The sequence below is a fragment of the Spirosoma luteum DSM 19990 genome, from assembly GCF_000374065.1.
Classification (GTDB): domain Bacteria; phylum Bacteroidota; class Bacteroidia; order Cytophagales; family Spirosomataceae; genus Spirosoma; species Spirosoma luteum.
This window is the reverse complement of the sequence record NZ_KB893313.1, coordinates 78,043-103,067: the sequence shown is the minus strand read 5'-3', so window position 1 is coordinate 103,067 and position 25,025 is coordinate 78,043. Positions and strand designations below refer to the sequence as shown.

Genomic DNA, 25,025 nt, shown 5'->3' with positions numbered 1-25,025 from the left:
GTACTAAGCACAAGCCGGTGGAAATGTTAACTTAACCCTGTCAGGAAGTTAACCCAACCCGAAAATAAGGAAATAATCTACTGCTAGTATAAATAAATCGCCCAATTCCGGTTTTTTACCGACGAATGGGGGTTTTTTACCAACGAAGGAAATCAGGTAGGGACATGAAATGGCATTGAGTCAGGTTCAAGCGCCCAATTGCCAATACCAGTACTACTAAAAGCCTTGTGCCTGAGGAGATAGTTTTTTGTTTTGACTTGTAATCAGGGGATCAATCAGGACACGCCATGAACTACCCGTCCTATTTCGACTACAACGCAACTACCCCCGTCGACCCGCTGGTGCTGGAAGCGATGCTGCCTTATTTTGGCCCGCATTTTGGCAATGCCGCATCGCGCACGCATGTTTTCGGGGCTAAAGCCGAAGAGGCCGTTGCGGATGCCCGGCAGCAACTGGCCGATTTGCTGGATGCCAGTCCGAAAGAGGTAGTGTTCACCAGTGGGGCCACAGAATCCATCAATCTGACCCTTAAAGGCGTTTGGGAAGCCAGTCGGCACCAGGGAGCGAGCCAGCAACCCGGCCATATCATCACCGTCAGCACGGAGCACAAAGCCGTTCTGGATACCTGCGAACACCTGTCCCGGCGGGGTGCTGAAATCACGTATCTCCAGCCCGGTACCGATGGCCTGATTGCGGCAGACCAGGTTGAAGCCGCCATTCAGCCAAACACCGTACTGGTATCGGTCATGGCGGCCAATAACGAAACGGGCGTGCTGCAACCCATTCAGGAAATTGGCGAAATCGCGCACAAACACGGTGTTTTGTTTCATACCGATGCTACTCAGGCTATCGGCAAAATGCCCTTTTCGTTTACCGATAGTGCTGTTGATTTGCTGAGTTTGTCGGGGCACAAATTTTACGGTCCCAAAGGGGTAGGGGCTTTACTCGTCCGCAGGCAGGTGCCTTTGAGTGCCCAGCAGGATGGCGGACGGCACGAGCGGGGCCACCGGTCGGGCACCCTCAACGTGCCGGGTATCGTTGGCATGGGCGAAGCGGCCCAACTGGCGCAACGCCACTTACCTACCGAAGCCAAACGAATTTCAGCCCTGCGCGACCAGCTCGAAGCGGGTATTCTGGCTACTCTTCCCGGTGCGACGATCAACGGGAGCCGGGAGCACCGGTTACCCAATACCACCAATATCTGCTTTCCGGGCGTGGATGGCGAGTTACTGTTATTGCTGTTGAACGAGCTGGCTGTTTCCAACGGGTCGGCCTGCACCTCCGCTTCCACCGACCCCTCACACGTACTGAAAGCAATGGGACTCTCCGACGACCTGGCCTACAGTTCGGTACGGTTTAGTCTGGGACGCTTTACCACCGAAGCTGAAGTAGAGGCTGCCATCCGGCACGTAACAGCCGTTGTCAACCGGCTTTGTTGAAGGGTTTACCCCATTTTCATTCAGAAAGTTGCACAAAAAAACGGATGGTATAAAAAAACGATAAAATTGGGCTATAGTTAGACAGGCAGTAGGTATATTGCCCCTAATACCGTGTTTTAGGACCAACGCTCGTTTTTAACTTACCATGCAACTTTCCGGAACCCATGTGCTGAATGCCCCCGTCGGCAGAGTTTGGACTATGTTGATGGACCCGGTGACCCTAGCCCGGATTGTCCCCGCCGTATCCTCCCTCGAACAGATTGACGACAACCAGTACAAAGCCCTGGCCGAAATCAAAATGGGCCCCGTAAGTGGTTCCTTTTCGGGTAATCTGTCGCTGCTGAACATTCGCGAAAATGAAGGCTATAGTCTGCACGTCAAGCAGACCAGCAAAATAGGCAACGCCGACGCGCTCATCAACATCGCGCTAAAATCCCTCGATAACGACCAGACCGAACTGACTTTCGATGGCGACGCCCGGCTGTCGGGTTTACTGGCCCGCACGGGTCAGCGGGTTATTTCGGGCGTTGCCAATACCCTCACCAAACAGTTCTTCGCCAACTTCGACGAAGCCCTCATACATGAATGATGAATGTTTGCCAGTGGGTATAATTCATCATTTATAATTCATCATTGACTCTTCATTCGTCTCTAAACCAGTAAACTAACTATGCAAGTCGAGATTAACGTAAATGGGAAAGCCCGTAAGGCCGAGGTCGAAGACCGAACCCTGCTGGTGTATTTTCTCCGCGACACGCTGCAGCTGACCGGCACCCATGTTGGGTGTGATACATCGTCGTGCGGAGCCTGTACGGTTCACCTGGATGGGGGAGCCGTAAAGTCATGTACCCTGCTGGCGGCTCAGGCAGATGGTTGCTCCGTAACGACCATTGAAGGGCTGGCTATCCAGGATACCCCCACGACTATGCAACTTCATCCGTTGCAGGAAGGCTTCAAAGAGTGTCACGGGCTACAGTGCGGCTACTGTACACCGGGCATGATTATGACCGCTGCGGATCTGCTTAAGAGGAACCCTACTCCTTCGGAAGAGGAAATTCGATTCGCGCTGGAGGGTAACATTTGCCGCTGCACGGGCTACCACAACATTGTGAAGTCGATTCAATGGGCGGCTACGCATACGACGAAACCTGAACCCAACCAACAGGAAGAGCCGATAGACGCTGACAAACACCTGTTCACCAACGATGTAACAACCGGCGAAGTCGTAGAAACCCACTAACTAAGCGAACCATGAGTAATAAATTCATAGGACAGTCGATAAAACGCCGGGAAGACAAGCGGTTTATTACCGGAAAAGGGCGGTACACCGACGATATCGTACTACCCGGCATGCTCCATGCCCACTTTGTACGCAGCCCCTACGCCCACGCCCGCGTCAGTAGCATTGACCTGGACGAAGCGAAAGCCATGCCGGGCGTTATCGCCATTTATACCGGCGACGATTTGGCCGATGTCAACGGGGTACCGTGCGGCTGGCAGGTGAATTTCCGCGATGGCGAAGCCATGCGGGAGCCTAAACACCCCATGCTGATTCCGACGGGCAGCACCGCCAAACACGTAGGAGATGCCGTAGCAGTGGTTATTGCCGAAACTAAAGATATTGCCATCGATGCCGCCGAACTGGTGATGGTGGAGTGGGAGGAGCTACCCGCTGTAGCAGCACCCGCCGACGCCCTTTTGCCCGATGCTCCCAAAGTACACGAGCAGTTCCCGGATAATAAGGCATTCGACTGGACCTTTGGCAACCCCATTGAAGAGGTAGATGCGGCCATGGAAAAGGCGGCCCATATCACCGAACTCGAATTCGTCAACCAGCGGGTGGTGCCCAATGCCATGGAACCCCGTGCCTACATCGGCTCTTACGATGAAACGTTCGACAAGTACACGCTGTACACCTCCACCCAGAATCCGCACCTGATTCGACTGCTGATGTGCGCTTTTGTGCTGGGTATTCCCGAACACAAAGTGCGGGTAGTGGGGCCGGATGTGGGTGGTGGCTTCGGGTCGAAAATCTATCATTATACCGAAGAAGCGCTGGTAACCTGGTCGTCGAAGCAACTCGGGCAACCCGTAAAATGGACCTCCGACCGGTCGGAAGCGTTTCTGACCGACGCCCACGGCCGCGACCACGCCACCAAAGCTGAGATGGGCTTCGATGCCGACGGGAACATTCTGGGGCTGCGGATAAAGACGGTGGCCAACATGGGCGCGTACCTGTCTACGTTTGCGCCCGCTGTTCCGACGTACCTGCACGGTACACTGTTGCAGGGACTGTACACGACCCCCAAAATCAACATCGACATGACGTGTGTGTTCACTCACACCGTTGCCGTCGATGCCTATCGGGGAGCCGGACGACCCGAAGCAACCTACTTGCTCGAACGCCTGATGGACCTGGCCGCGCTCGAAATGGGTAGAGACCCGGCCGAACTCAGGTTCCAGAATTTTATTCCCCCCTTCGATGGCGTGGAGCAGCCGGGTTACCAGACGCAGGTGGCTCTGCAATACGACTCGGGCAACTACGAGGCTGTGCTGAAACGAGGGCTGGAAATGCTGGCCTATGACGATTTCCGGAAAGAGCAGGCTGAAGCGGCCAAAACCAATAAGATTCTTGGCGTTGGTTTCTCGACCTACGTCGAAGCCTGTGGTATTGCGCCCTCGGCGGTGGTGGGTTCCCTCGGTGCGCGGGCGGGCTTGTTCGAGTCGGCGCAGGTGCGGGTGCAGCCCACGGGGAAAGTGAGCGTATTTACCGGTTCGCACTCGCACGGGCAGGGCCACGAAACAACCTTCGTGCAGGTAGTGGCCGATAAGCTCGGTATCCCCATGGATGATGTTGACCTTGTTCACGGTGATTCTGACACCATCGCGTTTGGTATGGGGACCTACGGCTCGCGGTCGCTGGCGGTGGGTGGTTCGGCCATCGTGAAAAGTATCGATAAAATTCTGGAAAAGGGGGGCAAAATTGCGGCTCACAAACTCGAATGCGCCGAAGGGGACCTTGAATACGCCGAAGGGAAATGGACGGTGAAAGGCACCGACAAATCCATCAGTTTTGGCGATGTGGCCCTGACGGCCTACGTACCACACATTTATCCGGCGGGGCTGGAGCCAGGACTTGACTTCTCCAGTTTCTACGACCCGGCCAACTTCACCTATCCCTTCGGTTGCCATATTGCAGTGGTGGAAGTGGACAAAGAAACGGGTAAGGTAACGCTGAAACGCATGATTGCGGTGGATGACGTGGGTAACGTGATTAACCCGATGATTGTGGACGGCCAAATTCACGGTGGTCTGGCACAGGGAATCGGACAGGCGTTGTTTGAGGGAACTATCTACGACGAAAACGGGCAGTTGACCAATGGTTCATACATGGACTACTGCATGCCCCGCGCCGACGACCTGCCCATGTTTGAGACCGACCGTCAGGTGACACCCTGCCCGCATAACCCACTGGGTGTGAAAGGAGCCGGGGAGGCCGGTGCTATTGGCTCGACCCCCGCCGTAGTGAACGCTGTAATCGACGCACTCTGGAGTGCCGGTCATAAACCGAAAGATATCCTGATGCCCCTCACCTCCGAACGGGTGTGGCAGGCCATGAACTAAACTACCATGATAACCTACCCTTTTGACTACAAACGGGCCAGCAGCATTGCCGAAGCGGTATCCATGCTGGCCGGGGGCGGAAAAGCCCTGTCGGGCGGACATAGCCTGATACCCTCCATGAAACTGCGCCTGAACATGCCCGACACGCTGGTGGATGTGGGCCGGATACCTGAACTGAAAGGAATTTCGATGGATGGCGACGAACTGGTGATTGGGGGCGGTTCGACCCACGCCGAAATTGCCGACTCGCAACTGGTGAAAGAGAAACTATCACTGTTTGCCGAGGGCGCAGCCCACATTGGTGACCCGGCCGTACGAAACCGGGGAACCATTGGCGGTTCCCTGGCCCACGCCGACCCCTCCGCCGACTGGCCCGCGCTGGTGCTGGCGGCCAACGCCACCATTGTGGTGACCGGCTCCAACGGAGAGCGGTCCATTCCCGCCACCGATTTCTTTACGGGCCTGTTCAGTACCGCGTTGCACGAGGATGAGCTTATTACGCAGGTTCGGGTGCCGGTGTCGGCAGGTAGTAAATCGACCTATCAGAAGTTTGCACAGCCTGCCTCCCGCTACGCCCTCGTTGGCTGTGCGATTGTAAAACAGGCCGATGGACAGGTAAGCGTTGCCTTTTCTGGGGTATCGGATACGCCATTTCGGGACACGGACGTGGAGGGAAATCTGAATAGCGGCCAGGAACCCGGACCCGTTGGTAGGGGGCAGTCCATCATGTCGGATAATTTTGCCTCGGAGAAATACCGGGTACACCTGGCCAGCGTGTATTTGCAGCGGGCCCTGGAGGCCGTTGCCTGATAGTGTGTAAAGCCTGAAACGCGGATGGCGCGGATTAAAACAGGCTGGTAATTTTCGGGGAATCGTAGAGGGACAACAAAGCAGGTTCTCGCATTGAACTAGTTCGATGCGAGAACCTGCTTTGTTGTTGATAAGAAGCCGTTGGTAGTTAATTCACATTCATTCGGTAGGCAGCAAACTGCCGTCTTACCTGGGTCCATCGTCTGCGCGAAACGGGTAGCACCTCGCCGGTGCTCAGATGAACCAGTCCACCCGTATCCGTACGCTCCAGCCGGTCAACGAAGAACCGGTTGACTACGCAGTTTCGATGGAGTCTGACGAACATCTCCGGTGGTAACTGGGGGGAATAATATTTAAGGGTACGGGGCATGAGCATACGCCGGCCATCGGCCCAGTTCAGCCAGCTATAGTTGGCAACGGCCTGGAGGTAAACTAGGTCAGTGACGGAGAAAAGTTGACGGCCCGTTTCCCGAAGATAGAGTTTGAGAGGGGGCCACTCTATTGATGCGGAACGGCTGGAAAAGGGTAAAGTAGAGGTTGACATGAGCGCAGAGTATTTAGAGGATAATACTGATGCAATACTAAGTTTAATGTCTACCCTCACCCTGCTCATTTGTAACAAGGTCTATAAAGTTTGTAACATAGGATGCCCGCGCCCGCTGAAAAGAGGGAAATAAAGGGCAAAAGGCAGGGAAAACCGTTTTGAGACACGAAAAAAGGGGCAAGTCCCGCGTTTATTGATTCCGGGCTACTTCATCGCGGTGTTGATCGATATAGTCAGAGGGGGTTAGGTGGTACTGTTCCTTAAATACTTTTGAAAAATAAGCTGCGGTATCGAAGCCAACCCGGTCCGCCGTTTCCGATACCGACATACCGGAGAGCAACAGTTCAGCCCCTTTTCGAAGCCGTATGACCCGTATAAGTTCAATGGGAGTCAGTCCGGTCATTACTTTTACTTTTCGGTTCAGGTGCATCCGGCTCATGTTCATTGCCATGGCCAGGGGTTCAACCCCAAATGTGGTATCGTCCAGCCGTTCTTCCAGCAGACTATAAATCCGGTTCATAAATTCATCCTGCGGGTCCTTGCTGGTGGTAGGCAGGTTACCGGCTCCCAGGAGCTGGGTCCGGATATGCTGACGCGTTCGTGCCTGGAGTTCCAGCCGGTTGCGAACCCGCCCCCGTAACTCGTCGACCTGAAATGGCTTGGCCAAATAATCATCCGCACCCGCCATCAATCCCTCCAGCCGACTATCAACTGACGCTTTAGCCGTGAGCAGAATTATCGGTATGTGATTCGTGATAGGGTTCCCCTTCAATTGGCGGCATAATTCGTAGCCATCCATTTCGGGCATCAACACGTCGCTGACAATAATATCGGGACCATCGGCCAGGGCGGCTGATACCCCCAGCCGACCATTGCTGACCCGCTTTATACGGCCTTCCGTTTTCAGGGTAGACAGGATATAGTCGGCCAGTTCATCATTATCCTCTACCAGTAGAATTCGGTACACTTTTTCATCGGCCGTGTCGGTATAGTCGGTAGCGGGTACCGTGGCGATACCTGCCGATGAGGGTTCACTCGGTTTTATTTCGGCTACCATACCCGCCCGGGCCTGTCGGCAGGGCAACTCAATGGTGAAGGTTGTTCCGTGGCCGGGCTGACTGGCTACCAGCACAGTACCCTGCATCATCTCAACTAATTCTTTCACCAGGGCCAGGCCAATACCTGAGCCACCAATAGCTCCCTCTGCCTGTGGGTCAATCTGGTAAAACCGGTCGAAAATACGCGGCAGTTTTTGATCCGGAATTACAGTACCGGTATTCTGAACAATGAGTTTCACCAGGTCACTGTTCATTGAATTGGCCAGTGCCGAATCAATCGGAGTCGCCTTAACAAACACGTTTATCGAACCGTCTTCATCCGTGAATTTTAGTGCATTCGATAGCAGGTTACTCACTATCTTTTCAATTTTATCCGGATCGAACCAGTAATAAGGCTGCTCGAAAGTGCTCGTCAACTGTAACCGTATGCGCTTTCGTTTTGCTTCTTCCATAAAGGAGCCGACCGTACGCTGGATAAACTCCGGCAAATCGGCGGGGGTAGGTGTTATTGTCAGGTTGCCGGCGTCGAGTTTGGCCAGATCGAGTAACTCGTTGATAAGCCGCAGCAGACGGCTGGCATTACGGTAGATCAGCGAAAGACGGTTGTAGTAAGGCGAGTTGACCGAGTCCTGGATTACCTGTTCTAACGGTGTTAGAATCAGGGTCAGAGGTGTTCTCAGTTCATGAGTGATATTGGCAAAAAACCGGCTTTTTACCTCATCCAGGTGTTTTAACTGCAAGGATTCCTGTTCCCGCAGTTTCAACTGACCCTTCTGTTGCATACGACGGATACGAACCCTGAGAAACAGCACAATTCCACCTGCCACCAGCAATGCGTAACCCAAGTAGGCCCACCAGGTTGCCCAGATGGGCGGTTTGATAACGATGCCCAGCGAATGACTGGACGGACTCCAGACGCCCGATGTGTTGGAGGCATTGACAATGAATGTATACTTATTTGGGGGCAGGTTAGTATACGTAGCCGTCGATACATTTCCACTGTATACCCAGTCTTTATCCAGACCAATGAGTTTGTACCGGTACTGATTTTTATACGGTTGGTTATATTCAAGGGCTGCGAAGTCGATGGATAAAAAGTTTTGCCCGCTGGACAGGACTATTTCAGCTGTTTCGTTAATGACCTTCTGGAGGGGTGAATCCGGCATGGCAGCCGTGACCAGTTGGTTATTGATGCGGAGTCCCGTTAGGGCCACTACCGCTTTTACCGCATCTTCCCGAATCCGGACCGGATTAAACACGGTATAACCACCAATACCGCCAAAAATCAGGCGGCCATCGGGTAGGGCGACATCATGGAACTGCTTAAATTCTTCACTCGGTAAGCCATCATCACTCATGTAGCTTCGCACTTCGTACGTGCGGGTGTCGAACCGGCCCAGACCCCGGTTGGTACTTAACCACAGATGACCCTGCTTGTCGGTTTGGATGGCGTAAATGACATTATTAGATAAGCCCTGCCCAATGGTGAACCGCTTAATCTGCCCCGTTATCTTATCCAGCCGACAAAGGCCCTCGCCAAACGTGCCAATCCAGAGGAAGTTATAGTGCCTTGGGTCCTGAACGAGGCACAGCAGTGAGTTGCCCGGTAAAGACTGGGGATCAGCCGGTACACTATTCCAGTGAATAAGCCGCTTTTGGGACAGGTCGGCCCGTAACAGTCCCTGGTTTTCGGTTGCCAGATAAACGCGCCCGCCATCCACCACCATCGCCGTTATAACATAAGGGTGGTTGGGTGGTATGGGCAGCGGAAAGGCCGTAAAACTCTTTTTATCGGGGTTGTAGCGCACAACCGCCTGATTGTCGGGCCCCAGCAGGCCCCAAAGTTCACCCTGTGCTCCGGTAGCCATCGCTGTAAACCGAAAATTGCCGTTTTTGAGCCAGCGCGTTTCGATACCGGTAGGTACTATTGGAGTGAAGGTTTGGCGGGAAGCGTCGTACTGGTAGGGGACAGTTTGCCGACTGCTTATCCAGAGCACACCACGTCCGTCGAACTGGTACCGGATACTGGCGGGGGACTGCTGCCGGATAGCCCCCGGAATAGCATCATTGGGGATGCCCAGTTGCTGGGTTAGCCAGTCGGTCTGGAAATTACGGCTGTGTGGCCAGGTCTGGAAGGGGCGTTTGTTTAAATCGTATTTTATTACTCCGTCGCCGTTGAGGCCAAGCCAGAGGACATTGGTCCGGTCGATAAGCAGGGATATTGTAGAGAATCGGGCGAGTTTAGGCGATTGAAAGGATGGGCTCCCGAAGAGCGAAACCAGTCCTTTTTTGTCGGTATAGCGATTTTGATTGACGTAGTCAACGCCGTGCGAGTCGGTAGCAAACAGGGGTAAGCCGGGTTCATTGGGCAAATCCACTACCTGCCGAACGCGGCCACTCACGGGGTCGAACAGGGCAAAATAGCCGGGAAAGCCGAGCATGAACTCGCCGTTTTTTCGTTCGTGTACCTGGTACACCTCATTCTGGGGTAACCCCTGTGCCTGCTGAAAGGGCGTTAGCTGCTTGGTGTCGGAGTCGTACCGGAAAAGTCCGTCCTGCGTGGCTAACCAGACCCGTTTCCGGCGGTCGACCAGCAAGCTGTGCAGTACAGGCTGAACGGCGTCGCGCTGAAAGGTCCGGTGTTGGTGCGAAATCGAACCGTTTGCATTCAATCGAAAAAAACCATTCGTCTGGGTCGCTACCCAAACGTTTCCTGCTTCATCGGGCTGGATACCAACGAGTTTATCCCGACCCAGTGCCTGCCTGAATGCACTGGTGTTAGAAATTCGATTCGACCGCTCCGTTACCGGGTCAAAATAATCGATATGGTTGTTCTCCGTTCGAATCCATAACTTACCGGTAGTATCTTGCTTTATTTCGTAGATGCTCCCGAAAGAAAGGGAATGCGTCTGTTGGGGAATGTGGGTATAGATACGGAAGTGAATACCATCATACCGGCAAAGACCATCGCGCGTGGCGAGCCAGATGAATCCCTGCTGGTCCTGGATGATCGAACTGATGAACCCCTGTGGTAAACCGTTTCGTACGGTGAGGTACTCCGGCTCTGGTGTGCTGGCAAAAACCCGGACGGGCAGGGTGAGTAAGCCCGTAATAAGCAAACAGATTAGCCAGTTTCGGGGTATCAACTGGTCACGCGTATGGTCAACTAATCGAACTCCGGCATGTAGATACCAACGCAAACGTATACACACCGGCGTCCCTGACCATTTTTCAAAACGTTCATCGACAAAAAAGTATGTATATTTCTCCGTTATGAGCTTCACAATTTAATTACCTGTTATGCACATTATACTTAAAACCCGGGTCAATCAACCAGTGGCAACCGTATGGGCTGGGTTTGACCGAGTGCTGTTTGAACGTCTTTCCCCCGCCTTCCCTCCCGTAAAAGTAATCCGGTTCGATGGGTGTATGCCCGGTGACATTGTTCATCTACAGCTGAATTTCATCCTTTTTCGTCAGAGCTGGATTAGTACCATCATCGAACAGCAAACCAGCCCGGAGGAGATTTACTTTATCGACCAGGGTACTCAGCTTCCTTTTTTTCTGGGTTACTGGCATCACAAACACCGGCTGCTGCGCGCTACGGATGACCATACCGGCAACGAGCAAACCATTATCGTTGATGACATCACCTTTCGCGGCCCCTTCCGTTTGGCCGATTATCTCCTTTATCCGGTATTATGGCTACAATTTGCGTGCCGGAAACCGGTGTACAAGCGGGTATTTGGGCATCCATAACGTAAAAAATTACATAAGTTACCCTACTGATTAAGTTGCATAATTAAGGCAGGGAGATTTAGCGAACAACAAAATGGTGTATTCGGCATAGTACCAAAAGCTATTGAAGGGACTTGCGGTCCGTTTCTGAAGCCAAAACAGTTTCAGGAAACGGCTGGATTCTTTTACATTTGTTTAAACAGGCTATCTATTTTACTGAATGAAACTTCCCAATCTGACAACACGCATTTTCCTGGGCATGGTACTGGGTATCGCCATTGGTTATTTTTTCCCGGACGATGGGTCGGGCTTTTCGGGTACCGACCTGAACATCCTGTCCAAGATTTTTCTTCGGCTCATCAAAATGATCATTGGGCCACTGGTATTTGCCACACTGGTTGTGGGCATTGCCAAACTGGGTGACTTTGGTACGGTAGGGCGTATTGGGCTGAAAACCCTGGCTTACTTCTATTTTGCCACTATTTTGTCCCTAATTGTCGGATTGCTGGTAGTCAATATTATGAAACCCGGCGAAGTAATGAGTCTGCCCCTGCCCGCCAAAGGTACGGATACGGGGGTTGAGGTTCAAAAACTGACCTTCAATAACTTTATCGAACACATCGTTCCAACGAGTTTTATCGACGCGCTCGCCACCAACGAAATTCTTCAGATTGTGGTGTTCAGCATCTTCTTTGGCATTGCCGTCGGGTCGGTTGGGGCGCAGGGTAAAATTATGGTTAAGGCACTGGATGCCCTCTCGCACATCATGTTCAAGGTAACGGGCTATGTTATGGCCTTCGCTCCCTTTGGCGTGCTGGGTGCCATTGCAGCCGTAGTAGCCCGCGAGGGGCTGGGTATTCTGGGCGGGTATGTGTACCTGATTCTGTGTTTTTTTGGCGGCTTGCTCTTCTTTGTCTTCGTCGTTCTGGCGGTCATTTGTCTGGTGGCCCGTATTCCGTATCTGGCTCTGTTGCGCGAAATCAGGGCACCTATTATCCTGTCGTTCAGTACGGCCAGTTCGGAGGCTTCGTTTCCGCAAACCATCGAAGCACTGCGCCGGTTTGGCTGCTCCGAACGGATTATTTCGTTTGTGCTGCCCCTGGGGTACTCCTTTAATTTGGATGGGTCCATGCTCTACATGACCTTCGCCACTGCTTTTATCGCGCAGGCGTATCACGTGCCGCTCAGTGTTGAACAGCAGATAACGATGATGCTCACGCTGATGATTACCTCCAAAGGAATTGCCGGGGTACCCAGAGCCTCTCTGGTGGTCATTGCCGGTACGATGTCGCTGTTCAATTTACCCATCGAGGGGCTGGCCCTGCTGTTGGGTATCGACCAGGTACTGGATATGGGGCGCTCGGCAACGAGCGTAGCGGGTAATGCGGTAGCCACCTGTATCGTGTCCAAATGGGAGGGAGAATTCAGGACGCAACCTGTTGAAACGGATGAAATTGCCGTTTAATAAAATATAGCCCGGGTATTTGCGGGTGATTTTGTAGGTTAGGCAGTCAATTGACAATCAATCGATTATTCTACTTATAAACCCCGTATGCCTGTGCAGCCATCTTCGTACACCTCCGTCAGTACCCTTGTAAAAGCCAGTCCATTGCAGCGATTCGTGGCCGTCTTCATTGACGGAATCATCGGGTATCTGCCCGCGTGGCTTTTGCTCGTTGTTTCCTACAAACTGGTCGTGATTGGCTACTTTATTGCCATTGCCTACGCCTTGACGAAAGATGCGTTGCCCGAAACGGCTGGTTTTCTGGGCGGGCAGAGTGTCGGCAAAAAACTGATGGGCATCAAGGCGGTTAAAGAAGATACCGGGGCGAGTTTGGTCGGAGATTATGGTACTGCTATAACCCGGCAGGTATCCCTGCTGATTCCGTTTTTTAATCTTATCGATGCCCTGATGGTATTTAGCGATGACCGGAAACGATTCGGCGACAAATGGGCGAAGACCATCGTTGTCAAAGCATAAAAAGTTTGATGCGTACCAGCCTACAGATAATGAAAGTCCCACCCTTTGCCGGTTGGGGCTTTTTTTATCACCGTTTGTACGACCGGTTGACTGTTCATCCGTAAATTAGTTGCCAATACACGGTAGCCGGGCGTAGTTTGGCCATTGGTAATCGTTTCCCGGTCTTTCCCTATTCTAAATGACTGATAATATCCTTGAAACCCATCACATCGTCAAGCAATATGCCGCCCACCGGGCATTGGACGATGTCAGTCTGGTTGTACCCAAAGGCAGTATTTTTGGGTTGCTTGGCCCCAACGGAGCCGGTAAAACGTCCCTTATTCGTATCATCAACCAGATTACGGCTCCCGATTCGGGCGAGGTAATTCTGGACGGTGAGCGACTCAAGCCCGACCACATCAAACGTATTGGCTACCTGCCCGAAGAGCGGGGGCTGTACAAAAAAATGAAGGTGGGCGAGCAGTTGCTTTATCTGGCCCAATTAAAAGGACTCACCGAAAAGCAGGCGATGGACAAGCTGAAAATATGGTTTGTCAAGTTCGACATCAAGACCTGGTGGGAGAAGCAGGTGCAGGACTTATCCAAAGGGATGCAGCAGAAAATTCAGTTTGTGGCTACGGTTATGCACGAACCCGACCTGATTATTCTGGATGAACCTTTTTCCGGGTTCGACCCCATCAATGCCAACCTGATAAAAGACGAAATTCTGGAGCTGCGCGACAAAGGCAAGACCATTATTTTTTCCACCCACCGCATGGAATCGGTAGAAGAGCTGTGTGATTATATTGCGCTTATCAACCGATCCCGCAAAGTACTCGATGGGGCTAAGCGCGACATTAAGGAGCAATTTAAAACCAATACCTACCACGTTGAATACCAGGGTACACTGAACGATCTGCCAACGGCTTTTACGGTGATGAATACCCGCCAGACCGAAGATGGCTTTATTCGGGCCGACATAAAGATTCCCCCCGATGCCGCCGTCAATGACCTGGTCCGGCACCTGCTCGACCGGGTGGCTATCCGCTCCTTCGGCGAAAATATCCCCAGCATCAACGAAATCTTTATCCAGACAGTAGGAGACAACAATGATTGATAGACTGAGCGAAAGTCATCTCATGACGGAATCTTTCGCTTCGCTTCAGCGGTCTGATTTCACTCGTTCGAGCCGCATCGGCGGCATAATTTCGCTCATTCACTCTTTACAACTATGAACATAATTTTCCTGATTATCAAACGCGAATACCTGGTCCGGGTGCGTAAAAAATCGTTTATTATCATGACGATTCTGGGACCATTGCTCATATTTGGTTTCTATGCTATTATTGGCTGGGCCGCTGTCAGCTCCATCAACCAAAAGAAAATCGCCGTTATCGACGAGAGTGGCCGCTTTGATGGAAAGTTTAAAAACGACGATGAAACGGCATATTCCTTTTTGAAAACGCCACTGGCAACGGCCAAGAAGACGTTTGTGAAAGACGATTACAACGCCCTGGTTTTTATTCCGAAAGACGTAATCGAACAGCCGAAAACGGTCCAGATTTTTGCCGAAAAGAGTGTTAGCTTATCCCTGCAAAGTAATATCGAACGGGACATTGCCAAAGAGATCGAAACCATTAAGCTGGGCGAAGCGGGCATCACCCAGAAGATAATTCAGGATGCCAAAGTCAACGTCGATGCGCAGACGATTAGTTTGAGCGATGCCGGGGAGAAAAGCAGTAACGGCATCGTTACCACCATTATCAGCGGTTTTTGCGCCGTCCTGATTTACATTTCCGTCCTCATTTACGGAACGCAGGTGATGCGGGGCGTGATGGAAGAGAAAACGAGCCGGATTGTGGAGGTCATCATCTCGTCGGTGAAACCCTTTCAGTTGATGATGGGCAAAATTATTGGCGTGGCGCTGGTAGGGCTGACCCAGTTTATGCTCTGGATTGTGCTCACGGCCGGACTGTTTACCATCGGTACCAAACTGATTGGCCAACCAAAAGAAAAGGCGACTTCGGCCATGGATAGCCGGATGGGAGCGATGCCCGGTCAGGATGATGTTCAGAAAAAAATGGCCAATGGGAATAACCCTGTTGCCGATGTGATGAAAGCCATTGACACCCTGAACATTCCCCTGATTATTGGCTGTTTCCTGTTCTATTTTTTGGGTGGTTATCTGCTGTATAGTGCTTTATTTGGGGCCGTTGGAGCCGCTGTGGATAGCGAAACGGAGACGCAGCAGTTTATGTTCCCGATTATGATGCCCATCATCGCGGCCATTGCGTTCGCCCAGATTGCCGTCCGCGACCCCGATGGACCCCTGGCGGTCTGGACATCCATGATTCCGTTCACCTCGCCCGTGGTCATGATGGTTCGTATTCCGTTCGGAGTACCCGGCTGGCAACTGGCCGTATCGATGGGGCTGTTGATACTGGGCTTTATCGGCACCACCTGGCTGGCCGCCCGGATTTACCGCGTAGGTATCCTGATGTACGGCAAGAAAACCTCCTTCCGCGAACTCTCGAAATGGGTGTTTTATAAAGGCTAAAAGGAGGTTTACGGTTTTTGGTCTTCGGTATACGGTGAGCTGACGCGAGACAAAAACTAGCGTCAGCTCACCGTATACGTTAAACCGTATACCGTAAACCTTAAAACCCTATATCAATCACCAACGGCTGCACAATCCATTGCCCATCGGTAATGCTGTATATGGTGCGGAAACCGACTTCAAAGGGGGTACGGAACCGGAGTGCATTGATAATGAAGGATACATCCAGCCCCGTGGTCTGGAAATCGTGACGCTGGGTTTCGTAGCCACGTACCCGTCCGTACACATCCCGTACCTCCACCGAACTCTGCCCCATCGACTGGTCGTAAAAAACGTTGGCTTTGATACGTTGTACGTACAGCCATCGCCCCAGCGACCAGTGCGTATCGGCAACGGGGAAGCGGTATTCGGCACTGCCCGCCTTAATCTGGTCGTCGGTCAGGTACAGTTTGCCCCGCGGGAAAAAGACTAGTGGACCAAACGTGTAGGTACCTTTGGCCTGCTGTTGATAGCCACCCCGCAGCCGCAGGGAATGATGTTTCAGCAGGCCGGGGAAAAATAGATTTCCCTGAATACCAATCTGTTCGGCAGTCAACTTGCCGCCAAAGGGTGTTGTTCGGTAATTGACAGAAATAGTCTGCCCCCAGCGCGGAGCAACGTCGCGCTTGCTCTGCCGGAGCAGGTGAGAATAACTGAATCCGTACGTGAGCGCATTGAGCGTCCCTGCCGAGCCAACTTCAGTGGCGTACCGAAAGGGGAGGTCGTAGCCCGTTACCTGTAGATAGTTGTAGTAGGCTGACAGGTTTACAGTCTGACTGTATTTGGAATTGGTCAGTTGCAGCGGTAACCGAACGCCAGCCGTCAACTGATTGTACTGCCAGCTATCCGACCGTAGGCTATCCAGGGGTAAAATCCGGTCGACGTATAAGGAAGTACGGCGGGTGCCGCGCTGGAAACTTACGTCGATAATAGGATAAAGCCCCTGATAGCTGAGCAGGGCATAGGCGTTGCCGGCCCGCTCGGCCTGGTTGTAGGTGTAGCCCACACCTAGCTGGGTAGTACTCAGTAAATCCTGCGAACTCAGCCCTACAGACAAGGCCTGCCCCGTACTGGTAACCGTTGGCCCCCAGCTATAGACATTAATGGCATTGGCCAGCCGCCGGAACCGGCTCGCTTTATACAGGGTATCAATCGTGGCCGAATCAGCCAAAATAAGACGGCCCTGCGCGGCACCCGGCTCCAGTTTGGTTAGGGGGCTGAAGTACCGGATGAGCTTTGACTCCGGCACTGGTCCCGAAAGGGGTGTCCAGGTAGCAGGAGTGAGGGGCATAGCGGCAATACGGTAGCCGGTGGCCGAGAAATCCTCAAAGGCCAGCCGGTTTCCCGATGGTGATACGGCCGCGTGGTACCCCGCCAGCGGCCGCGACGTGACCTGAAATACCTGCTTTGACCGTACATCGACCGCATACACATTATCGATTCCCGACCGGGGCGAATTGTACAACACGTAATTGTTCCAGGACTGGGGATGACTGATGTTTTCATTGGCCAGTGGGAGCAGGGCCGTATGGGTGTCTGACCGGGTATCAACTTGCGCAATGGTTTTTTGGTTGTCTTTCAGCGTAACCACCACAACCGTCTGGTTATCTTCCGCCCAGCGGGGGTGCTGGTAGAAGACGTTATTAGGGTTGGCAATAGTTTTAAGCACGTTCCCTGTTTGGGCATCGAGCACCTGTAGGAAAGTTTTAGACCGGTCAGTGTTGTTCACAACCACCAGCTTCGTGTTGTCGGGGGAGAGCGTAGCCACCGTATACCGGGTGCGGTGGGTGAGCCGGGTGAGTTTACCAGTTTTCAGGTCGAGCATCCGGATATTGGAATAATCCCGCTGCCCCCAGCGGGGGTCGTAGCCAAACTCAATCCAGCATACCTTAGTTGCGGTAGCCGAGAGCAGGTCCGGGTCGTTGGGAAAACCCTGTACATGGAGAGTTTTCTCCTGTCCATTGCCAGACAAGACAACCAGGCGGGGGGTATCGCCCAGGCCGCTCTTTACGCACAGGATAGTTGAATCGGTCAGGAATTGCGGATGCCGGTAGTTGGTATAAACGGGATGGGCGGCCGACTGCTTTTCTATTTTTCCGTTCGTTGGGTAAAGGGTTGCCGGGGTTACCGTTAGTCCTGCCTGTTGTTTTTGCCAGATTTCGGTCAGGTCGTCCATCGTTTTCCGGTACAAATCGTCCGTTCGTAACTGGGTTTCGTCTTTGATGCTGGCCGAAAACGCAAATGGCCACGGAAACCGGCGGTAGTTGCGGGTGAGCACCCGGCTCCAAACATCGGGGCCGTAGGTGCGCTTGAGGTAGGTGGTCAGAAAATAACCCAGCACGTAGTGATTGGGGACGTTGTCCCGATAGGAACCGCCAACTGCTTTGGGATAAGCAAACTCCTTTCCTGCCAGTAGATTCGCCCGCATCCCCAAATCGAAATTGGGAATCCGTCCGCGTCCGCTGCTGCTCAGGAGCGTTTCGTTGCTAACGGCATCGCCCTCAGCAAACCAGTCGGGTACGGTCAGCAGGGGAAACTGCAGGCCTACATTACCCAACAGTGCATACAGCACGCGGCCGTAGCCCTGCAATGCCTTGTCGTTCTGGACGACGTGTCGGTATTCATGAACGGCCAGCAGATCGAGCCAGTTATAGGTGCCCAGCGTAGCCGGAGCCTGTGGGGGAATGGCAGAAAACTCCGACCGGCGCGGGAACAACGTTACAAATCCATTGCTATTGGTGGTTTGATTCTGCAGCAGGACCGAAATACGTCGGGGTTGTTTACCCAATGATGCACTGACCGGTTCGTAGAGACTTTCGAGCCTATTGGCCGTTCGTTGCGCCGTCGAATCGAGTCCATTGGGATACAGCACCCGAAAGTGCGGAGTGGATAACCGGTACCAGTGCAGACTGGTTGGGTTTTGATCGAGAACAGGAAGGGTTTGGGCGGTGGCGACAAGGGTTGTCAATAGCCATTGAACTGCCAGAAATAGTCTTCGTACCATACGATTTCAATGTACGATGAAAAACAGCGTTCGTATGTACATCACCGTACAAATTTAGGGATGCACTATAAACTAGCTTTGCGAAAACCGACGATGCTCTCTACCCCTTTGCCCGTTTTACTAGCGTCAGGTAAGTTGACCGATACGGTTTTGGGCGTGCAGGAACGAAGCCAGAGAGATGGTTTACCTGGAAGACAGTAAGCAATAAGGCCCTGGGCTGAAACAGTGGGGACCGTTTCCTCATCTAAAAATACAAACCCATACGCTTGTACGTTTAGCCTCAACAGTTGACACTAAACTAGAAAAAACGATGCCACGAGGAGACAAATCGGCTTACACCGACAAGCAAAAGCGGCAGGCCGAACACATTGAAGAGAGTTATGAGGACCGGGGTGTATCTACCGATGAAGCGGAGCGTCGCGCCTGGTCTACGGTCAACAAAACGTCTGGGGGCGGTAAAAAAAGCGGTTCGGGGCGCGGGCATAAAGAAAACAAAGAACCAGAACAGACGGGTGGCAAGAAAGGGGGGGGCGCTTCGGCTTCGCGCACAGCGGAAGAACGATCTGCTTCGGCTAAAAAAGGAGCTGCTACACGGAAGAAAAACGCGGGCACTTAGTCGGACATAAGTATACTGGATAGAACGACATGAGCAGCGACGAAAAATTCCTTAAAGGGTATGATAGACCAATTATTAGGGGATTTGTGGCATAAAGATGAGTTGATAACCGATGGACAAATGGCCTGTCGGGCCTTTGTAGTCTTTCTGCTGGCTATTATTCTGGTGCGCTTAGCGGGTCGGCGTGCTTTTGGGATGCGTTCCCCGTTCGACACGGTTATTTCGCTTCTGCTGGGAGCTACGTTAAGTCGGGGTATTGTGGGGGCTTCCTCCTTTACCGGTACCCTGGGTGCCTGTTTAGTGCTGGCTATCCTACATCGACTGCTGGCCTATCTGTCTATCAAAAGCAGCATTTTAAGTCGTTTGGTGAGTGGAGAAGCTAATGTACTTTACGTGAACGGGCAATTTAACCGGGCCAATATGACATCTATGCTGGTTAGTGAGCGGGATATAGAGGAAGCGGTGCGGCTCAAGGGCCAGGAAGCCACTCCCGACAACATTGAGCAGGCATTTATTGAGCGTAATGGCGAGATAAGCGTTGTCAAAAAATAACCTCCTGGCCCACTGTAGCGGTAACCGGCCAGGGGAATTGATTCATTGACAATAATCGTTTCAAACCAGGGTCTCAGCGTAGGGCCTGAATCCGGAGCGGGCGTCCTATTGGTAAACGAACAGAAACGGGCTGGCATAAAGGCGTGTTTTGGTGCTGGGTATCACAAAAATAACACGTCTTTTTCCACACCCCTGAACGTAGCGAACCATTTGTTGCACTGACTGCATTAAAGTTTGTATTGTAAAAGGGGCAGCGTAACGGTTTCCCACCAGTACTGCCGAATTTCGGTGAAATACGTCAGCCAATCCTTAAAATCAATGGGCTTTACCAGATAGGAAGAAATGCCCAGCGTATAAGCTTCGGTAATGTCAATGTTGGTCTCCGACGAGCTAAGCATAACAATCGGGATATGATCAAAGGGGGACGACATTGCTTTTATCTGTTTTAGCAGCTGCCAGCCATCATTACGCTCAGGCAGGTACAAATCCAGCAGAATTAGTTTGGGCATGTCCCATTCCTGGTAGCTGGCTTCCTTAAGAAGCGCCAGAGCCTGCTCAGGAGTATCGACCCATACGGGCGTTACTTCCGGAAGAATCGTCAGCATGGCTTTCTGGATTACTACCCAGTGATCTTTATTATCATCTATGACCAGTACTTTTGCCCGTCTGAAGTTTGCTTTCCGGGCGGAGGAATCATTATTTACTTTCATAAAGGAAGATTGTATTACCAGTAACTATAGTAACAATCTATCCAGTCAATGGATTGCAAAATTGTTGTATTTTTCCTCAAACGTGTTGGCTAAATAGGGCCGGTTGTGTCGACAGCAGAGTACGTTAGCTCTTTTCCAGCTTAGCTAAGCGGTCCTGATTTCTTTGCCGGTTAACTACTGTCTGACTCAGCATTCGCTGGTTACTTTCCAGTAAACGATTGTATTGGTCCCATAAACGGAGCCGCAAGGATGGATTTTGCAGGGCAACTAGTCTGGTTAGTTTCTCTCTTAAAGCTAATCCTGTTGTTTGTAGCTGAGTAAGTTGCTGACCATAGTATACATCCAGTCGGCAGTGCCAGTCTTTTAATCGGTATTTGCCCAACGCAGTCGACGGGGTGGACTGAGTGGATAAGATTTGTTTCCATTGCTGCTCTAAGGACTTCACAGGTGCCCGAAATGCCTGTCCATCAAAGGCTTCTGTGGGCAGGGGCATCCGTTCCATGCCGTCAATGAGGGTTGCCTGCCGTAAAGTCCATTGGTCTGCTACTAACTGGGTCAATAACTCAAACGCTGACTCATAATCATTGACCCAAAAGACGATATCTGGACACTGAATCCCCCGAATTATTCCGTTTACGACCAGCATCATCATGGCTTATTCTGTTCAAAGTGAAAGCGTTTTTACTGGAACGCAGGATTTTCTGTTTAGTATGCCTGCCTGAACCATTACACTAACTAACTCCTTACCGTATAAGTCGATTTGTTGACCTCATTTATTTTAAGAAGCAAAGTCTCTGCTGTCCTGTTTTTGGCGTAACTTAACCCCGGCGTATGACAAAAAGTAGTGTATTCACACCCTTCCCACTATAGTTACAACCAGTACCAACCTGTTTATTCCCTTTTGTATGAACGATCAGTACAGCACGCATAAACGTAGTTCACGAGAGGCTATAATTTTATTAATTGAAGATAATCCGGACGATTTCCTGATCATTAAGCGGGTACTTTTTGACTGTATGCCGAAAGTTAAACTGGTTGTAGCCACAACTGCTGAAGAGGCTTTGCATCAACTCAGCCAGGATAATCAGATACATAAACGAATTCCCCGGCTTATTTTGTTGGACCTCTATTTGCCAAAGCGAACCAACGGGTTAGATTTGCTGAAGCAGATCAAAGGAAGTACGTCCCCTTATCGATTAATTCCCGTTGCTGTGCTTAGCCATTCCGAATTGCCGGAAGACGTACGGATGTCCTACGATCTGGGCACCAATTCATACATCGTTAAGCCGGTCAATTACGATCAATGGCGGGCCTATTTCCAGTCTCTCCGGCAATACTGGTGGGACACGGTCACCCTGCCGCTTCCCTGACATAGTACTGCTTCAGCCAGCCTGATGAATGGACAGGCGAATGCGGAAGAGCGTACCCCGGCCAGTGTGAGTTTCAATCTCCAGCTTGGCATCCAGTAAATCGCACAGTCGTTTAACAATCTGCAGGCCAACTCCTTCTCCCTGGTTAGCCCGGTTGGCCAGCTCCGGACCGGGAGGGATGTGCTGCTCATCAGAAGCAGGCATCACCGACGGTTCTGGCTGACCGATTCCGGTTGCACTGGTGGCTTCAGTCACTGGTTTCAATTGTGAGGCTAACAGGCTTGTCAAACCAGCAGGCAAACCCGGTCCTGAGTCCTGCACACTAACCAGCCAGTAGTTGTTGTCTGACTTTGACCAGGAAACTGATATAAAACCAGCAGGCGTATAAGTCAACGCATTCATGAGTAAATTCTGTACAATCCGCTGGAGTTTAGCCGCATCAGTTTCAAGCACCAGCGTATCAGGCCCATTGGCCTGAAGAATCAACCCACGATCGTTGGCCAGTACCTGAGCATCCGTTACGAGTTCGGTTAGTAGCTTACCAACATCAACAGGCTCTATCCGGAGTAGTTCTTCACCGGCTTCCAGGCGCGACAAGGCCATCAGGTTATTTAATATCGACTTGATATTCCCCAGATTTCGATTCAGTATGTTTTGAAACTGCTCCCGGTCCTGCTCATTTAGTCCTTTCGTATTCAGCAGGTGAGCAGCACTGTTAACAAGCCCGAAACTACCCCGTAAATCATGGGAGGAGGTCCGTAGCATATCGCTCCGCTGCCGGGACAGTTCCTGCATCTGATCGATAGCTTCCCGGAGGGTAGAAACCCGATTAACGGCCTCCAGGCGCTGAAGTTCATCATACTTTTGCACACTACTCAGTATTGTCTCGCTCATCAACTGACTAATCTGCTGTTGTACCTGGAGCAGCATGCTGGCATTGGCCTGAGGAATAAGTTCCTGAAAAAGCTGAAGTTCCTGATACAGAATCCTCGTTAAGTGATTCAGTTCCCGGAGCGTTTCCGGTAAGGCATAGGCCCGTTGCCACCGTTGCAAACCGTGCAAACTGGCCATCAGGACCGGGTCGGCTTCCGGCGTTTGACGTAGTAAGCGCTGTTCAAGGATATCTAAAATAATGGGCAACAGATTGTTGAATTCCTCCCGGCTCAGCGATGAAATTTTACTCAGGGCAAGGTCTTCTTCACAGGCGGTTCGCCAGTTCTGTAAAATAACTTCCCGGCGGGTAAAAAAATAAGAGACAAGTTCAGCCAGGGGCTGAGAGATACCGGGAGGAATGATTGACATAGGGATAAGTCTGGTTAGGCTGATAACCAGCGTTCGGTTATGCGGTTCGCTACGGAGGGGATAAATTCCCACCGGGAAACCAGGCGGAAAGCAAGTGGTCTGACTGAAATGCGTTTATAAATCTACGAATAGAATCCACTTTAAAAGAAAAATCTGGCTACATGAAAGCTTATAAAACTACCGTAGAAAGTGGCGGTTATGGTTCTGCCATTCAGTATTGCCTGTCATCTATGAATGAAGTTAATTGGTTGATAGTCAATACGAAGATGCTTGAAAATCTGTTTCTGAAGTTGCTGATACAGGGTAAAAGCGGCCAGCGCGACCTGGTGCTGTTGGTTGTTCACCACTACAATTCCTTCCCTACGGCAGACAATCGTAACGCAGGGATAGATTCATGGCGACATTATAATCTATAAATCGCGTGGGTTCTCGGGAGGGGCAACTGCTGGTGAATTTACTCCCGACAGTGACAGGGTGATTCCGCCGTGCGGGCTACTCAATACTTATACGGATGGCCCCCGTTTTGCCGTTGTCTGCCAGACGTACCGTGTCGTTATTTTCTCATTGGGCAGGCCAGCGGAGTGGAGATCATTAAACCGTTACCACCATCGGGTTGTTGATGATGGTATACCTGACAGGGTTTGGCAAGTGTTCAGTAAAGCCACCAATTTGCCGGACCTTCGGCAGGGATAGAATCAGGAAGGGGAAATGCCTGTCGAACGACGAATAACCCTGATAGGGTTAGTACCATACTGTCCCTGTCAACTGCTGTCAGGGGAATTATACCAGTTAGCACGTTTGCTTATGAGTATCATCAAACCAGCCCTGGAACATCCGGAATTGATTTCTTACTTTTCAGGTGCCAATAATTACAGCTGGCTCCATTTTCGGAATGGCGAAAAGAAATTGCTGGCTAAATCGATCAGCTATCTGGCTAATAAACTTCCCCGTTTTATACGGGCTCATAAAACGGTGTTGATCAACCCGGCTTGCGTGAAAAGCCTGCACCAGCCAGTGCGTCAGAAAATGGCAGGCGAAATTCGGTTAGACAGTGGGGAAGTATTTCCCGTTAGTCGCCGACGCTGGACTCAGGTAGCTGACTCTCTCCAATACTGCCTGGCGTCGGCTGGTTCGATTTCTGCCAAAAATACCGCTGTCGACTCCGTTTCGAAGACACCTGTTCCGCAGCATGAAGTGGCAACGCGCTCTGTACTTCTGGTGACCGATGACGAACCGATTGCCATATTTGCCAGGCAGCTGATTGAGGAAAGATGGCCAGCCTATCAGCTGCACACAACTCAACAAAGCAGCCATCTGGCAGACGTATTTAGGCCCTTATCTTACCGTAAATATCCGGTCCTGATCCTGATGGATGCCCGAACCAGAACGCAGGAACGAATGCAAACCTTACAGCACCTAAAAGAAGACCCGAAACTGAGTCGGATACCCTTGATTCTTCTGGTTTCCAATACCGATCAATCTGTAACGGAAGCATACGAAAGAAAGGCAAATTCTGTCATTTCGCTGTCTGACAATCAGGGAGCACTGGTCCAGGTTATCGAGCGGGTATGTCAATTTTGGTTGAATACCGTCGCGCTGCCGGCAGAGTTCCGTGATGAAACTGCGTAGTAGGTCAACCGATCAGTGAGTAACTACTATTTCAGCCAAACGGTGCTAGCCGTAGATGCCCATAGCCGGTTCG

The 25,025-nt window shown here is 51.6% G+C and carries 21 protein-coding genes; 15 read left to right on the top strand and 6 right to left on the bottom strand.

Features of this window, described 5'->3' with window-relative positions:
• Positions 1-287: 287 nt before the first annotated feature.
• The 5 genes from B156_RS0128320 (at position 288) to B156_RS0128300 (ending at position 5,873) form a co-directional block, all read left to right on the top strand.
• Entirely contained in the window at positions 288-1,439 is a 1,152-nt protein-coding gene (locus B156_RS0128320; RefSeq protein WP_018623192.1) for a cysteine desulfurase family protein, read from the top strand.
• Between the two features lie 145 nt (positions 1,440-1,584).
• Complete coding sequence (locus tag B156_RS0128315) at positions 1,585-2,028, top strand: SRPBCC family protein (protein ID WP_084757936.1); 444 nt, start codon at positions 1,585-1,587, stop codon at positions 2,026-2,028.
• An 81-nt stretch (positions 2,029-2,109) separates the two neighbouring features.
• Positions 2,110-2,679, top strand: coding sequence for a (2Fe-2S)-binding protein (locus B156_RS0128310; RefSeq protein ID WP_018623190.1), 570 nt, complete (start codon positions 2,110-2,112; stop codon positions 2,677-2,679).
• 11 nt (positions 2,680-2,690) lie between these two features.
• Entirely contained in the window at positions 2,691-5,063 is a 2,373-nt protein-coding gene (locus tag B156_RS0128305; RefSeq protein WP_018623189.1) for a xanthine dehydrogenase family protein molybdopterin-binding subunit, read from the top strand.
• Between the two features lie 6 nt (positions 5,064-5,069).
• On the top strand, positions 5,070-5,873 hold the full coding sequence (locus B156_RS0128300) for an FAD binding domain-containing protein (protein WP_018623188.1): 804 nt from the start codon (positions 5,070-5,072) through the stop codon (positions 5,871-5,873).
• A gap of 148 nt (positions 5,874-6,021) precedes the next feature.
• Here the strand turns inward: B156_RS0128300 and B156_RS0128295 are convergent, their stop codons facing one another.
• Both B156_RS0128295 and B156_RS0128290 read right to left on the bottom strand, forming a co-directional pair.
• Entirely contained in the window at positions 6,022-6,417 is a 396-nt protein-coding gene (locus tag B156_RS0128295; protein WP_018623187.1) for a LytR/AlgR family response regulator transcription factor, read from the bottom strand.
• Between the two features lie 190 nt (positions 6,418-6,607).
• Positions 6,608-10,675 carry a hybrid sensor histidine kinase/response regulator transcription factor gene (locus B156_RS0128290; RefSeq protein WP_245563882.1) on the bottom strand — a complete coding sequence of 1,356 codons (4,068 nt, stop codon included), beginning with the start codon at positions 10,673-10,675 and terminating at the stop codon, positions 6,608-6,610.
• 100 nt (positions 10,676-10,775) lie between these two features.
• On the opposite strand from B156_RS0128290, the gene B156_RS0128285 reads away from it, so the two are divergent.
• The 5 genes from B156_RS0128285 (at position 10,776) to B156_RS0128265 (ending at position 15,730) form a co-directional block, all read left to right on the top strand.
• Complete coding sequence (locus B156_RS0128285; protein WP_018623185.1) at positions 10,776-11,234, top strand: SRPBCC family protein; 459 nt, start codon at positions 10,776-10,778, stop codon at positions 11,232-11,234.
• Positions 11,235-11,433: 199 nt separating this feature from the next.
• Positions 11,434-12,678: a dicarboxylate/amino acid:cation symporter gene (locus B156_RS0128280; protein WP_018623184.1), complete on the top strand. Its 1,245-nt coding sequence runs from the start codon at positions 11,434-11,436 to the stop codon at positions 12,676-12,678.
• Positions 12,679-12,765: 87 nt separating this feature from the next.
• Entirely contained in the window at positions 12,766-13,194 is a 429-nt protein-coding gene (locus B156_RS0128275; RefSeq protein ID WP_018623183.1) for an RDD family protein, read from the top strand.
• A gap of 178 nt (positions 13,195-13,372) precedes the next feature.
• A complete protein-coding gene (locus tag B156_RS0128270) occupies positions 13,373-14,290 on the top strand; it encodes an ABC transporter ATP-binding protein (RefSeq protein WP_018623182.1) in 918 nt (305 codons plus the stop codon).
• Positions 14,291-14,404: 114 nt separating this feature from the next.
• Positions 14,405-15,730, top strand: a complete 1,326-nt coding sequence (locus B156_RS0128265; protein WP_018623181.1) for an ABC transporter permease — start codon at positions 14,405-14,407, stop codon at positions 15,728-15,730.
• Between the two features lie 100 nt (positions 15,731-15,830).
• Here the strand turns inward: B156_RS0128265 and B156_RS0128260 are convergent, their stop codons facing one another.
• Positions 15,831-18,773 carry a TolB-like translocation protein gene (locus B156_RS0128260; protein WP_018623180.1) on the bottom strand — a complete coding sequence of 981 codons (2,943 nt, stop codon included), beginning with the start codon at positions 18,771-18,773 and terminating at the stop codon, positions 15,831-15,833.
• 310 nt (positions 18,774-19,083) lie between these two features.
• On the opposite strand from B156_RS0128260, the gene B156_RS32720 reads away from it, so the two are divergent.
• Entirely contained in the window at positions 19,084-19,389 is a 306-nt protein-coding gene (locus B156_RS32720) for a hypothetical protein (protein WP_018623179.1), read from the top strand.
• Between the two features lie 60 nt (positions 19,390-19,449).
• The gene (locus B156_RS0128250; RefSeq protein WP_157627216.1) at positions 19,450-19,941 is read left to right on the top strand and encodes a DUF421 domain-containing protein; all 492 of its coding nucleotides are present in this window, start codon (positions 19,450-19,452) and stop codon (positions 19,939-19,941) included.
• A gap of 227 nt (positions 19,942-20,168) precedes the next feature.
• Here the strand turns inward: B156_RS0128250 and B156_RS0128245 are convergent, their stop codons facing one another.
• Together B156_RS0128245 and B156_RS0128240 are read right to left on the bottom strand one after the other, a co-directional pair.
• Positions 20,169-20,651, bottom strand: coding sequence for a response regulator (locus B156_RS0128245; protein WP_018623177.1), 483 nt, complete (start codon positions 20,649-20,651; stop codon positions 20,169-20,171).
• 124 nt (positions 20,652-20,775) lie between these two features.
• Positions 20,776-21,303 (bottom strand): hypothetical protein, encoded by a 528-nt coding sequence (locus B156_RS0128240; RefSeq protein WP_018623176.1) that lies wholly within the window; start codon positions 21,301-21,303, stop codon positions 20,776-20,778.
• 253 nt (positions 21,304-21,556) lie between these two features.
• On the opposite strand from B156_RS0128240, the gene B156_RS0128235 reads away from it, so the two are divergent.
• Positions 21,557-22,021, top strand: a complete 465-nt coding sequence (locus B156_RS0128235; protein ID WP_018623175.1) for a response regulator — start codon at positions 21,557-21,559, stop codon at positions 22,019-22,021.
• Between the two features lie 12 nt (positions 22,022-22,033).
• Here B156_RS0128235 and B156_RS0128230 read toward each other — a convergent pair whose 3' ends face one another.
• The gene (locus B156_RS0128230) at positions 22,034-23,323 is read right to left on the bottom strand and encodes a sensor histidine kinase (protein WP_018623174.1); all 1,290 of its coding nucleotides are present in this window, start codon (positions 23,321-23,323) and stop codon (positions 22,034-22,036) included.
• A 161-nt stretch (positions 23,324-23,484) separates the two neighbouring features.
• Between B156_RS0128230 and B156_RS0128225 the strand changes: the two genes are divergently transcribed.
• A complete protein-coding gene (locus tag B156_RS0128225) occupies positions 23,485-23,739 on the top strand; it encodes a hypothetical protein (protein WP_018623173.1) in 255 nt (84 codons plus the stop codon).
• Between the two features lie 388 nt (positions 23,740-24,127).
• The gene (locus B156_RS0128220; protein WP_018623172.1) at positions 24,128-24,952 is read left to right on the top strand and encodes a LytTR family transcriptional regulator DNA-binding domain-containing protein; all 825 of its coding nucleotides are present in this window, start codon (positions 24,128-24,130) and stop codon (positions 24,950-24,952) included.
• Positions 24,953-25,025 lie beyond the last annotated feature (73 nt).